The organism is Paenibacillus sp. Y412MC10 (assembly GCF_000024685.1).
GTDB classification, from domain to species: domain Bacteria; phylum Bacillota; class Bacilli; order Paenibacillales; family Paenibacillaceae; genus Paenibacillus_AQ; species Paenibacillus_AQ lautus_A.
In genome coordinates, this window is record NC_013406.1 from 415,439 (window position 1) to 430,065 (window position 14,627).

3 protein-coding genes are annotated in these 14,627 nt (G+C 55.0%); all 3 read left to right on the forward strand.

What is annotated here, in order from left to right:
- The first annotated feature begins 46 nt into the window (after nt 1–46).
- Nucleotides 47–3,880: a DUF5722 domain-containing protein gene (locus tag GYMC10_RS01820; RefSeq protein WP_012818573.1), complete on the forward strand. Its 3,834-nt coding sequence runs from the start codon at nt 47–49 to the stop codon at nt 3,878–3,880.
- A gap of 48 nt (nt 3,881–3,928) precedes the next feature.
- Entirely contained in the window at nt 3,929–6,607 is a 2,679-nt protein-coding gene (locus GYMC10_RS01825) for an alpha-L-rhamnosidase (protein WP_012818574.1), read from the forward strand.
- A gap of 398 nt (nt 6,608–7,005) precedes the next feature.
- Nucleotides 7,006–14,592 (forward strand): pullulanase, encoded by a 7,587-nt coding sequence (locus GYMC10_RS01830; protein ID WP_012818575.1) that lies wholly within the window; start codon nt 7,006–7,008, stop codon nt 14,590–14,592.
- The last annotated feature ends 35 nt before the right edge of the window (nt 14,593–14,627 follow it).

Sequence of the window (14,627 nt, forward strand, 5' to 3'; positions counted from 1 at the left end):
GCGGTAATCGTATCAACAGAATCCATTTTGAGGAGGAACAAGCGTAATGAAGTTGAAGGGGTTTAAAAGGCTGCTGCTGTATTCCGTCCTGCTGGCGCTCACCCTGCAAGCGTATCCCGCCGGGATCGTGTTTGCGGGCACGTATGATCCGGATTTAAAGGCATCTCCCCATGTGCTGAACGTGACGGGTTACACGCCTTCGATTGTCATTGACGATTTTAACGAGCCCGATGCGGTAAACCAGCCAGGTAAATGGACCAGCGGAGCCGGGGCGGAGAAAGTCACCTACGTCGACCGTTATGCCAACGGCCCGAATTCTCCATATGAGGGAAGCCACGTGCTCGAGGTGTGGTCGGATGAAGTCAAAGCCTATGAATGGAGAACGGTATCAAGGGCTTTCGATCAGCCGCTCGACTTGTCGGGGGTGAATTATCTTACGTTTGCCGCAAACTGTTACGGATGGCAGACAGAGGACTATCTGATCAAGGTTACCCTGTTCAGCGGCGAAGATTCCTATGAGAGCATTGCCCAAATCAATCCGAACAGCTGGAGCAAAGTAGCGGTGTCCGTCAAGGACTGGACCCAGCGGGACCACGTCACCAAGATCGAATTCGCGTTCATGCTCAACTTCGATCACGGCGGACTGAAGCCGGGCGATCCGGGATACGAATTCTGGGGCGGCAATTACCAGATCGATTATCTCAGCGGATCGAACGCCATCGGCATGGATTTTAACGTGGACGGGGAAACGGAAGGGTTTACCGCCCAAGGTGCCGAGGTAGACGCAGCCGGCGGAGAGCTCCGATTGACACTGACGGGTGCCGATCCCGTACTGCAATCTCCGGTGATCATCCAGGATATCGATCATTACAATACATTAAGCGTTAAACTGAGGAACCAGTCTCAATTCCAGAAAATAAAAGTTGAATGGATTACGGAGGAAAGCCCCGAATGGGATGAAACGAAGTCGGAGGTGTTCGACATCGAAGCGGATAACAGCCAGTCCGTTGAACAGGAATTTAATCTGTCGCTGCATCCGGAGTGGAGCGGCAGCCTGAAGCAGTTCCGGTTGACGTTCCTGAGCGGAGAAGGGGCAAGCACGGGAGAAGTCGGCATCGATCAGATCCGGTTCAAGCAGCTGGCTCCGATCGAGGTTTTTCCCGGAGAGCTCACGAGGCATGAAATTGCGGCTTCCCGGGATCGGATCGTGATTGAGGGCGCATTAAAGCCAGGGGAAGCGGAGAATTTTGAAGGCGGAGTACTTCAGTTATTTGAGCTGCAGCCTTATGAATCGGATAGGGATCTGGCGAACAGAGAGCCGATTTCCGAGCAAGGGATTCAAGATCAATTCATGTTTGAGCTGGACCTTGCAGGAGAAGAGGGACACAACCGGCTGCAATCCAAATTCGCGGTCGCGGCCAGGCTTCCGGACGGATCACTGGAGCTCGTGGACCGCGCCAAATACGTGAGCAACCCGGAGATACTTGCGCCGAATACGTATCCGTTCCCTGTGGCGAAGAGCAAGAAGGGGCTGCAGGTGCAGATGGTCGGCGATGCGGAGGACCTCGGCATCAGCCATGCCGCACTGAACGTGGATTACAATAACGCCCTGTACATGAACGGGGCCGTCAATCCGGCCAATACGTTCGAATATTCCTACGAAGGGGAGACCTTCTATTTCAAGAAGGATTGGATCGAGGAGCGGGATAATTCCATCAAGAGTTTGTCCGATAACGGGGTGACGGTATCCCTGATCCTCCTCATGTATAAGGGGGGAATGGACGATACCACGCCTAACCGGTATTTGCTCCATCCGGATGCCACGGAAGGCATCGTCTATGCATTTAATACGACGGATGAGCTAGGGACGAAGTATTATAAAGCCATCACCGCCTTCCTGGCGGAGCGCTACTCGCGCGAGGACGAGAAATACGGCAGAGCCGTCAATTACATCGTTGGCAACGAGGTGGACGCCGGGGAGACCTGGTACAATATGGGCAACGATAAAACGGTCAGGGAATTCGTTCAGGACTATGCCCGGACCGTGAGAATAACGAATACCGTCGTAAAAAGCTTCTACAGCAACGCCAGAGTGTATATTTCGCTGACGCATAACTGGGATCAGCAGCTGCCATCCACGCAGATCGGCTCGTTCGACGGCCGATCGATCATCGATACGCTTCAGGCGGAGATCGACGCAGAGGGAGATATTCCATGGCATATCGCTTATCATCCTTATCCGGAAAACCTGTTCGATCCGAGAGCTTGGGTTGCGCCGCAGTCCCTCGAGCAGTTTGATACGCCGAAAATCACGTTTAAAAACCTGCACGTCCTCGTTGATTACATGAAGCAGCCGAAGTTCATGTACGGCGATGAGGCGCGCCGGATTATCCTGTCCGAGCAGGGCTTCCACAGCGGCGACAATTCGCCGGAAGGCCAGCAGCTGCAGGCGGCAGCCTATGCGTATGCCTATTACATTACGGACTTCCTGGACGGCATCGACTCCTTCATTCTGCACCGGCATGTGGACCATGCCGAAGAGTACGGCTTGAATCTCGGATTGTGGACGCATGATCCGGATACGAGCAGGGGCGCCAGCATCCCTGCGGAGCACAAGCTGGTGTATGATGTCTTTAAGTATATCGATACGGAACGTTCGCTGGAGGTGACGGAATTCGCGAAGCCGATCATTGGCATCGCCGACTGGCAGGATATCGCGCCATCCTTCGATGCCGGCATGCTTGCTCGGCGGGAGATACCGGATACGGCGCCAGCGGCTGTCCTTCCTCCGGAGCAGCTGGAGGGCGCGGAAATGCTGTTTGATTTTGAGAACGGCGATGAGGGCTGGACCCATGCAGAGTATGTATCCGGCGTCGAAACCGATGCTTCCCACACCTGGACCGGCAGTCAAACGCTCAAGGCTACGGTGATGACCAGAGAGCAGCTGGGCGATAGCAAAGGCATCGCCAAGCGGTTCGACGAGCCGCTGAATGCCGAGGGCAAACCCTACCTGTTCTTTGGCATCAATCCTTCGAACGGACCTGCGGCCGAATCTTATACCGTTCGGGTAAAGGTGTACAGCGATCAGCATGTGCTGGAAGCAGAGGGGAATGTTCCTCCGAAGCAGTGGAGCAACCTGGCGGTTGACTTAGGGGATTGGGCCTATAAGGACCGGATCACCAAAATCAAAATCGGGCTTGTCCCTGCAAGCCGGGTGCATTGGCAAGGAGGATATTTCCATGTGGACGGCATCGGTTTGGCCGACGGCATGGAGGCGGCAGAGCTTACCGCCGCTTTGACGCCGGAGCAGCCGGATGGCAACGACGGCTGGTACCGAAGCCCGGTAACCGTGAAGCTTGGCGCAGCGAATGGCTTGCCGGACGGCTACGACATTCAGTTTCGCGTGAATGACGGAGAATGGCAGACGTACGGTTCCGAAATGATCATGGATACGGACGGGATTCATGAGCTGGTCTATCGGACGATGAGTCCAGCCGGGGAACCGGGTTCCATCAAGTCGTTGACCTTGAAGATCGATCAGACTGCGCCCGTGGCGGCCGTAACGGCGGACCCGGTCAAGTTGTGGCCGCCTAACCAGAGGCTGGTCCAGGTCACGGCTTCCGTCGATGCCAGCGATTCGGGCTCGGATATCGGTTCCGTCGTGCTGTCCTCCATTACGAGTAATGAGGAGCTGCAAGCGGAGGATATTCAGGGTGCGGAGCTGGGCACGATGGATACCTCGTTCAGCTTGCGCGCGTCAAGATCGGGTGCAGGCTCCGGCAGGATCTACACGATCACTTATACGGTCACGGATCAAGCTGGAAATGAAACCGCGGCCGTGGCCCAGGTGAACGTGCCGCATGATCAATCGAATCCATGATGGATGGATTCTAAAGCTTGATAGACAGTCTGGAAGGGGAGAAGCAACGTGCTTACGATACAAAAACCGCTTGTGCATGGTCTTGAGAATCCATTGGGGCTGGATGTGTCTTCTCCCCGTTTTTCATGGCTGCTGGAGAGCGACCGGCGCGGAGAGGCGTGCGCGGCTTACAGGGTGAGGGTGTCCCTTTCCGCGGAGGGGCTCTCTAACAGGGACGAAGATTTGGTATGGGACAGCGGCAGGCGGAGTGGGCAAAGCCTCAGCCTTCTGTATGACGGTCCACCGCTGCAGAGCAATACGCGTTACTGGTGGCGAGTTACGGTCTGGGACCGTCAGGGAAAGGAAAGCGAAGGCCTGCCGGCATATTGGGATACGGGCTTGTTTCCCGGCGATTGGAGTGCCGAATGGATATGGCGGTCCGAGGAGATGAAGCCCAATGATTTTGCCTATTTCCGCAAATCCTTTGATCTCCGGGGAGCCGTTGCGCGGGCCAAAATATTCGTATCCGCCCACCATGTATTCCAATTGTTCGTTAACGGACAACGGGTTGGAGGCTATGGTTCACCCGCACCGACGGGGGTGCCTCACCGCAAATATTATTTGGCTTATGATGTGGCCCCCCTCTTGTCGATCGGTGCCAACTGCATCGGCGTTGCCGCTCATTATTTGGGCGGAAGCGGTCAGAACTATGTGAACGGCGTCCCGGGAATGCTGCTCCAGCTGCACGTGGAGCATGAGGACGGGACGGAGCAACTGGTTGTATCGGATCTGACATGGCAGGCCTTAAGGCAGATTCCGCATCGCATCGGGTCTCCTTATCAGCAGAACCGCCGCTTATCGTCCATAGAGGACTATGATGCGGCTCTTCTGGAACCGAACTGGCTGCAGCCCGATGTTGGAGAGGAACACTGCAGTTCGGTTGTTCTTGCTCATCCATCCGCGCAGCAATGGTCACTCCATTGGCAGCAGCTCCCCGAGGCGGAAGAACTGGAGTCCATCATTCCATCCGTGGCAGCGGAGCCGTCGTTCGTAAACGGGGAGGAGGGGCTCATTCAGGTATTCGACGCTGGGAAAATCATATCGGGCTGGCCGCAATTGGCCTTGCCCGGTATGGCAGGCGTCACGGTACGGCTGCGGTACGCCGAAACGCTCGATGGCGACGGGCGGGTCGTTCATCAAGTGTGCAACGAGACTTCGCATCATTATTACGACGTGTATACGATGCATGGACGCGGAGGGATCGAATATTGGCAGCCGGATTTCAGCTTTAAAGCCTTTCGTTATGTGGAGGTTACCGGCTATCCGCAACCGATTGAGGAAGGCCAGCTGCGAATTTGCTCAGCGGGTACGGCCATGGCACGGACGGGACACTTTCGGTGTTCGTCTGACTTCTTAAACAAGCTGTACGACGTTTGCCTGCAGACGCAGCGCAACAATGTGCTGGGCCAGGTGGTCGATTGCCCGCATCGGGAACAGGCGCAGTATCTCGCGGATACCGATCTCCAAGCCGAGACGCTGCTCTATAACTTCGATGCCTATCCGGTATTGGATAAGACGCTGCAGGACTTTGCGGACGGCCAATTGGAAGACGGCTCCTTCCCTTTTGTGTTCCCATCGAACTACGAGCATCCAGACTTTTTCATTCAAATCCCGGAATGGGACCTGCATTATGCGACCTTGCTGTGGAAGCTTTACCAGTTTAGCGGAGATACGGAGCTGCTCTTGCGATATTATGAACCGCTCCGGGTCATGATCGAGGGTTATCTATCGCTGATATCGCCAGCAACAGGCCTGATTCCGGTCGGCCGCGGATGGCATATTAGCGATTGGCCCTACCCGACGGTTGAGCATGAAGGCGAACATCTGACCGTGCAGCAGATCAAGGCATGGCAGGCGTTGCGCATTCTGTCCGAAGCCGCTGCCTTGCTGAACCGGGCAGATGACAGCGCAGCGTATGCTGCCTATGCCCAGAAGCTGCAAGTCAGCGTCCTGAATGGGCTGTACGATGCTTCCGGCAAGCTGCTGCATGACAGCTCGGGATCGACTGCCACCCACCAAGGCGTTAATGCGTTGGCATTATATGCAGGGCTGCTGCCGACGAAAGACCGGGAGGCTGCATTGAAGGCCGTGGCAGGCAAACCGTGGGAGAGCAAGACGGTCTTGTCGCTCCCGCTGCTCCGTCTTTTGTTCGAGGAGGGATTGCAGGATCAGGCCTACCATTTGCTGAGTAAACCGGATTATCCGGGATGGGGCTACATGATTGCACAAGGAGCCGAGACCATGTGGGAAGGCTGGGATGATATCGAGTCCCATTGCCATGCATGGAACGGTTATCCCGCCCGCTTGCTGCAGGAGTATGTCTGCGGGATTCAGAGCGGAGCTCCCGGATTCGCGACGGCACGAATTCGCCCCTTTTTCGCGCCGGATCTGGACTTTGCCGAGGCTTCCGTTTCCACCGTAAGAGGCAAGATCGCCGTACGCTGGGAGCGGGTCAGCGAAGCCGGCATTCGGATGCGGCTTGAGCTGCCCTGCACGATGAGCGCCACCGTTGCATTGGCATCACCGAGCTCCGGCCCCATAACCGGTCTCCTGATCGATGGTGTTGAGATATGGGGAGGAGCAGCTTCAAGCTGCATGCCGGACGGCATCGTCCGCTGCGGACTGGACCATAGCATGCTTGAACTTGAGCTGCTGTCCGGACGTTATGAGTTAACGGTTCGCTATTAGTAGGCAGCGTTATGCTTGCGGCCGACCATACCATACATGTAAACCTTAGTAGGGGAATCCGTCATCTGGATGACGGATTCCCTTTATTTGTTAGAGCTAGATGCTGCTGGAGAAAACCCGCTTGAGCCGTAAAATTCATGATGAAAACAGGTCAAAATGTGGTTGACGAGAAGGAGACTCGATACTACAATAAATGATGCAAACGTTTCCATTGTAATCGCTTTCATCTATTTTTGTTTCATTCTATATTTCGAACATATTCTCTAACTTTTGTCAGTAATTGTCGTACTTTACTTGATGGAAGCTCAAACCTGTTTATGCAAGCGTTTGCGCAATGATTGGCATCAACATCGTACCAGCTGTACCTAATCCAAGAACAGAAGGAGGTTATTTGTTTCATGAGAATGACGGTTTCAAGCAAACGAACGTGGTCCATCATCATGATTGTTTCGCTGATTTTCTCCATGCTCGGCATTCCGCCATCAACGGCCGATGCCAATAGCGCGCCAAGCCAGGTTACGCTGGTGGGGACTCTGCAATCCGAATTAGGCCATAGCGGGGATTGGGATCCGGCTGCCGCCGCGACAACCATGAACGATATGGGGAACGGAGAATACAGGTTCACCGGCAGCTTGCCCGCGGGATCGTACGAATACAAGATCGCGATCGACGGCAAGTGGGACGAGAATTACGGCTCCGCCCACTATTCCAATCCGAGCGGAGCAAACAAGGATGGCAACATCCTCATAACGCTCGCCCAAGATTCCCAGGTTACCTTTTATTACAACCATGGGACCCACCGGATCGCGGATTCTACATACTACGCTCCGATCGAGGCGGATAAGCTTCCCCGAGTGATCGGCAGCTTCCAATCGGGCATCGGCGAAGCGGCCGACTGGTCGCCTGCGGATGCGAGATTAATCATGCAGGATTCCGATTATGACCATGTATACACGGTGACGGCCGACGTGTACGAAGGGGATCATGAGTACCAAATCGCTTTGGGCAGCGATGCGGCAAGTCCGGTTCACCCCGCTAATCGGGAGGCCCTTCAGCTGCCGCAGGATGTTAAGGTTACGTTCAGCTACGATGCGGCCAATCACGGCGTTGCCGCTCATTTCACTGTACCCGCCGATCCGGGAACGCCGGTGCCGGCTAACCATCTGCGCGTCCATTACAACCGGGCTGACGCGAATTACGGGAGCGTCGGACTGTGGATATTCGATGACGTCGCATCTCCGTCCGCCAATTGGCCGGCAGGCGCAACGCCATTCCCTGGCGGGCAGCAGGACGCCTACGGGGCCTTCGTCGACATACCGCTCAAGGACGGCGCGCAAAAAGTCGGCATCGTCGTTGTCGATCGCATCAGCGGCAATAAAGACGGCGGCGACAAGAAACTCACCCTAGCCTCGCCGGACATGAACGAAGTCTGGCTCAAGGAAGGCTCCGATACGGTATACAGCTTTGAGCCTGTTGACCTGCCGGCGGATACCGTGCGCATCCACTATCAACGGCAGGATCAGAACTATGATCCGTACGGTTTATGGTTATGGGGCGACGATGTCGCTGTGCCTTCGAAAGACTGGCCGACGGGGGCTACCATGTTCCCTTCGGGCCAAACCGACCGATATGGCGCTTATGTGGACATTCCAATGAAGCCGGGGGCCCAGAAGATTAACTTCCTCGTGCTGGATCCGGCCAAAGGAGACGCCGGCAAAGACGGAGGCGACAAAGGCTTCACCCTGGTAGACCGATACCAGCATTTGTTCATTCAAGAAGGCGACAACACCGTCTACACATCTCCGTATGGGGAAGTGCCTACCGGGTTGGTCTCGGCTGAAGTATTGGCTCAAGGAAAGCTCCAGCTCGGATTTACCATGACCGATGGTTTGGAAGCGGATACGCTGAAGAATGAGCTGCAGATTAAGAATAAGGACGGCCATCCGGTTGCCATTCAAAACGTGAGGATTACCGGAAACACGACCATCGAAGTAGCGGCATCATTTCAGCTGGATCAGATACCGCTAAGCGTAACTTACGCCGGAAAAACCGTATCCGCCTCCACCGGCTGGAGAATGCTGGATGAGATGTACGCTTACGACGGCGATGACCTCGGGGCGACTTATCAGGCTGGAGGAGCCGAGCTTAAACTGTGGGCACCGACGGCGACCGAAGTCACCGCAAAGGTGTACAGCAAGGATGATGCCACGCAGTTTATCGGCAATGTCGCCCTCCAAAAGGGCGATAAAGGGGTATGGTCGGTTCGGTTGAAGCCGGGAGACCTCGGCATCCAAGATTTTAGAGGATATTTCTATCAATACGAAGTGACCAACAACGGCGTGACGAAAACCGTGCTGGATCCATATGCCAAATCCATGGCGCAATTCAGAGTGAACACCAAGGGCGAAGTTGGACCGGACGGCGATACCGTCGGCAAAGCCGCGATCGTCGATTTGAGTCAAACGGATCCCGCCGGCTTGGATTTTGCGGACATTCCGGGCTACGAGCAGCGGGAAGACGCCATCATCTGGGAGATTCACGTCCGGGATTTCACGTCGGATCCGACGATTGAGAATGACCTGCATAACGCGACTTGGGGATCCTACGACGCGTTCAAAGAGAAGCTCGAATACATCAAGTCCCTGGGCGTCACCCATGTTCAGCTGCTGCCCGTGATGGCTTGGTATTACGGTGACGAAGCGGCCATGAAGAACAGGGAGCTGGATTATTCGGCCAAAGACAATGAGTACAACTGGGGGTATGACCCGCACAGCTATTTCTCCCCTGACGGTGCTTACTCCGAGGATCCAACGGATCCCGAGCTTCGCATCAAAGAATTGAAGGCGATGATCAACGCCATTCACGAGGCCGACATGGGCGTCGTATTGGACGTGGTCTACACCCATATGGCCAAGGCGGATTTCTTGAATGATATCGTGCCGAACTATTATGCTTTCCAGGATGCCAACGGCAATTTCATCGGCGGCTTCGGCAACAATCTGGCGACCAACCACAAGATGGCCGAGAAGCTGATGGTGGACTCCGTGAAATACTGGTTCGACGAATACAAAATCGACGGCATGCGCTGGGACATGATGGGCGACGCCACCTATGAGGCCGTGCAGAAAGCCTATGATGCCGCTGCAGCCATCAACCCGAAAGCGCTGTTTATCGGCGAGGGCTGGGTCACGTTCGGCGGTCATCTGTCGGATCCCTCCCTGGCAGGCAAGGGCGCGGACCAGAATTGGATGGATAAAACGGACGACGTCGGCGTTTTCTCCGACGAGTTCCGCAACGAGCTGAAATCCGGCTTCGGCAACGAAGGCGAGCCGCGATTCATTACGGGCGGCGCGCGCGACATCCAAACCATTTTCAACAATATCAAGGCGCAGCCGAGCAACACGAAGGAAGATGATCCGGGTGACATGGTTCAATACATTGAAGCCCATGACAATTTGCCGCTATACGACATCATTGCGCAGTCCATCAAGAAGGACCCGTCGATTGCAGCGAATGATCTGGAGATCCATAAGCGCATTCGCCTGGGCAACCTGCTCACCTTGACCTCGCAAGGAACGGCTTTCCTCCATGCAGGACAGGAGTACGGGCGGACCAAGCAATGGCTGGGCCCAGGGGTTCCCGAGCAGAAATACCATGAATTAGAGGACGAGGCAGGAAACCGCTTCGGTTATTTCATCCATGATTCCTACGACTCCTCCGATGCCATCAACATGTTCGATTGGGAGAAAGCGACGGATGAAGCCAAATATCCGGAGAATAACAAGACGCGGGAATATACGGCCGGACTGATCGAGTTAAGAAAATCGTCCGACGCTTTCCGTCTCGGCGATCAGTCGATGGTGAATTCGAACGTAACGCTGCTGCAGATTCCCGAAGTAAAGGCGCAGGATCTGGTCATTGCATATAAGAATAAAGCGACGGACGGAACCGGCCATTATTATGTGTTCGTTAATGCGGATAACCAGTCGAGAACGTTGACGCTAAGCGAAGATCTGAGCTCCGGCACGGTGGTGGTCGATAACGATGAAGCCGGCACGACCGGCGTCAAAGCGAAGTCCGGCTTCACGTTAACCTCCGGCTCGATCACGCTTGAGCCTCTGACGGCCGTTGTGATCAAGACGGACGCCGCGGCGTCCGTACTCCGCGCGATATCGGTAGATCAAGAAAGTTACTCTTTGCAGACCGGTAAGACGCATCAAACCGCGGTATACGCTGAATACGAGGACGGCAGCAAACGAGCCGTAACGAAACAAGCAACCTATGCATCCAGCAACCCGCAGGTTGCTTCGGTAACGGCCGCAGGCGTGGTGAAGGGAGTCGCGGAAGGAACGGCGGTCATAACCGTTTCCTATCGGGGGTTCCAGAAAGAGATTACCGTAACCGTTACAGCCGATGAAGTGGACAATAAACGGTATGTGCAGCTTAACTACATTCGGCCGGATCAGGATTATGCGGATTGGAATTTGTGGGTTTGGAATACGGGGGTAAAGAACGATCAGATCGACTTTGAAAAGATAGAGAATGGCGTGGCTACCGTAAAGATTGAGGTGGCACCCGAAACAACAGGCGTTGGTTTCGTTCTGCGCAAAGGAACGAATTGGGATACGGCCAAGCAGGATATCCCGGATGACCGAATCATTCCGCTTCAGCCAGGCGAGGCCTTCACGAAAGTGAATGTGACCAGCATGGTGCATGAGCTGGAGATTTTGCCGAGCATTGCGGGGCCGACGCTTGAAGGCGGTAACATTACGTTCCATTACCGGGACGATCAATTGTTCAGGGACGGACGGATGGATAGCATCTCTGACGTGAAAGTGAAGATTAACGGGAAGCTGGAAACGATGGTCTACGTTCCTGACAAGGAATGGTTCAGTTATACGCTTAAGGGCGTTGCTCCCGGAACGTACGAATACACGTTCATCGTCAATCATAAAGGAACCACGAAGGAAGTCACCGATCCGAAAAACACGGTGAACGGAAAGTCGCAGGTGGTTTATCGCAATCCGACCGTGACCATCGGGGCGAAGGTAACCCCTGGTTCCATCTCTTATGATGAAAATGCGGTGCTAAAACTGAACGTAACCTCTTCGGAGCCCGTTGCTTACAAGGAAGCGTTCGTCGACTTGACGGAACTGGGCGGACCGGCCCGAGCGAAGGTTGATACAGGGCTGCTGGAGCACAGCATTGCCGTAAAAGATACGGTCACGGCCGGCAGCAAGAAAATTGGAATCACGCTAGTCGACCAATACGGCAATAGGCATACCGGCGAAGCCGCGGTAACGGTGAAGCCAAGAATCGCAGGCGGCAAACTCGATTTCGATTGGGACGAGGCGCGCATTTATTTTGTGCTGACCGACCGTTTCATGGATGGGGATGTTTCCAACAACGCGAATGTTGACAAGGATCACCCGGAAGCCTATCATGGCGGGGATTTCAGAGGACTGATCGATAAACTCGATTACATCGAGGATCTGGGCGTGAACACGCTGTGGATCACGCCGATTGTGGATAACATCGATTTCAATCAGGGTGCAGGCTTCGGCGGCAAGCAATATGCGTATCACGGCTATTGGGCCAAAGATTTTACGAAGATCGATGAACATTTGGGCGATCTGGATACCTTTAAGGAGCTAATCGACAAGGCGCATGACCGGGGCATCAAAATTATGGTGGACGTCGTGGTCAATCATACGGGATATGGTCTGAAGCCGGGAGACAGTGCGCCCGGTATCACGCAGGAAGATAAGGACCGGTTTAAAGATATGCTCCGTACAGACGGTCTGTCGGCCGATACGGATCCGATCAAAGGCGAACTAGCGGGGCTTCCTGATTTCATAACGGAGAATCCGGCTGTTCGCCAGCAGATCATCGATTGGCAGGCAAGCTGGCTGGAGCGTGCCAAAACCGACCGCGGGGACACGATCGACTACTTCCGCGTGGATACGGTGAAGCACGTGGATGAAACGACATGGAAGGCGTTCAAAAATGCGCTGACCCACCTCGATCCGAGCTTCAAAATGATTGGCGAATATTTCGGAGCTACGATTGACAGCGATGGCGGAACGCTTCAGAGCGGCCAGATGGACAGCTTGCTGGACTTCGGCTTCAAAGGAATGGCCAAGGAATTCGTGAACGGCAGCGTGGAATCGGTTGAGGCCTACCTGGCTGACCGCGAATCGAAGCTGGATAACACCCGAATGATGGGGCAATTCCTAAGCAGTCATGACGAGGATGGCTTTCTGTCCCACTACGTGGATGGCAACAAGGCAAAGCTGATGGCGGCCGCAGCGCTGCAAATTACATCCAAAGGCCAGCCGGTCATCTATTATGGCGAAGAGCTTGGGCGCTCCGGCAAGAATGCCGGGGATATGGGCAAAGGCGAATTTAGCGAGAACCGCGGCGATATGCCATGGGACCAGCTGGAGGCCGAGAAGAAGCTGCTCACGCATTACCAGAAGCTCTTGAACATTCGAGCGGCAAACTCGAAAGTATTTTCAAAAGGAACGCGCACATCCATTGCGGCTTCGAATGCGGATGGTTATCTCGCATTCGACAAGCAGTATAACGGAGAGCATATCGTTACCGCGATTCATGTGAAGAACGAACCGAAAGAAGTCGTCCTGTCTGTGCCGTTTAAGGCGGGCAGCAAGGCGAAGGACTTGTACGGCGGCAGCGTGTATAACGTAACGGCCGATCAGAAAGTGACGCTAACGCTCCCTGCCATGTCGGATGGCGGTACCGTCATTCTGACTGCAGTACCAGCTGAAGGCGGCGGCAACGGCAGCAACCCCGGCAGTGGAAACGGAGGCGGAGGAGCAGGCGGCAATCCGTCTACCGATCCGGGAACGAAGCCAAATCAGGGCCAGCGGATCGTTAACGAAGAATCGCTGCGCGGCGGGCAAGAGAAAGTGACGATTCAGCTCGGTGCCGAAGATATCGAAGTTCTCCTGCCGCTGACGGCAGGGGATATTCTGGGGGCGAAGCCGCTGGAGCTGAAGCAGGACGGCGTGATGGTACAGCTTCCGTCTGCGCTGCTCAAAGCGCTGCGCCAGCTCGTACCGGCCGAGCAGGCTAAGGATGCGGTCATCTCGTTTAAGCTCAAGGAGGTTGGATCGCAGACAGCCGCCTCTCTCGTAGCCAAAGCAGCTGCTGCCGGGAAGGCTAGACTGAAGCAGGGCAGCAAGATGTACGAATTAGATCTTAACGTCCGTACGAAAGACGGCAAGGCATATAAGCTGGAGCATTTCATAGCGCCTGTAACGATTGCTTTTCCTGTCGACAACGCCATTCACGGCGAGCTGGCCGGCATCTACGGCATTTCGGAATTGGGAACATTGAAATATGCCGGCGGCAAGCCGGTAAACGGGCAGCTGACGGCTGAAGTCAGTCAATTGAGCTACTATGCCGTGCTGGAATACGACAAAACGTTTGCCGACCTTGCCGGCCATTGGGCGGAGCAAGCGGTAAAAGAGCTGGCAGCCAAGCATATTGTGAATGGCACCGGCGATACAAAATTCAGTCCGCATCAGCCGCTGACACGCGCGCAGTTCGCCGCGATGCTCGTTCGTGCCCTGGGCCTTGAAAGCACGCAAGACGACACGACCTTCACGGATATGGACGGCGATGCTTGGTATGCTTCGGCGGTTGCGGCGGCTTCCCAGCACGGGCTGGTGAACGGCAGAGGCAAGGACACGTTCGCGCCGAACGCGGCCATCACCCGCGAGGAGCTGGCTGTGATGCTTTATCGTGCTTACCAGACCAAGGGAGACGCTTCCTCTTTAGAGGGAGCACCTAACCTGAAAGATAAGCAGCGAATTTCTTCATGGGCACTCCAAGAGGTGAATGAAGCCTTGGCCCTTGGCTTGATGAAGGGGCATGCCAATGGCATGTTTACGCCTCAAGCCAAAACCACCCGTGCGGAAAGCGCGCAAGCCATGCTGAATCTGTTGGATCGACTGCAGTAATTCCGCCCATCCCACCGATTCGTGCAACGCTGGAA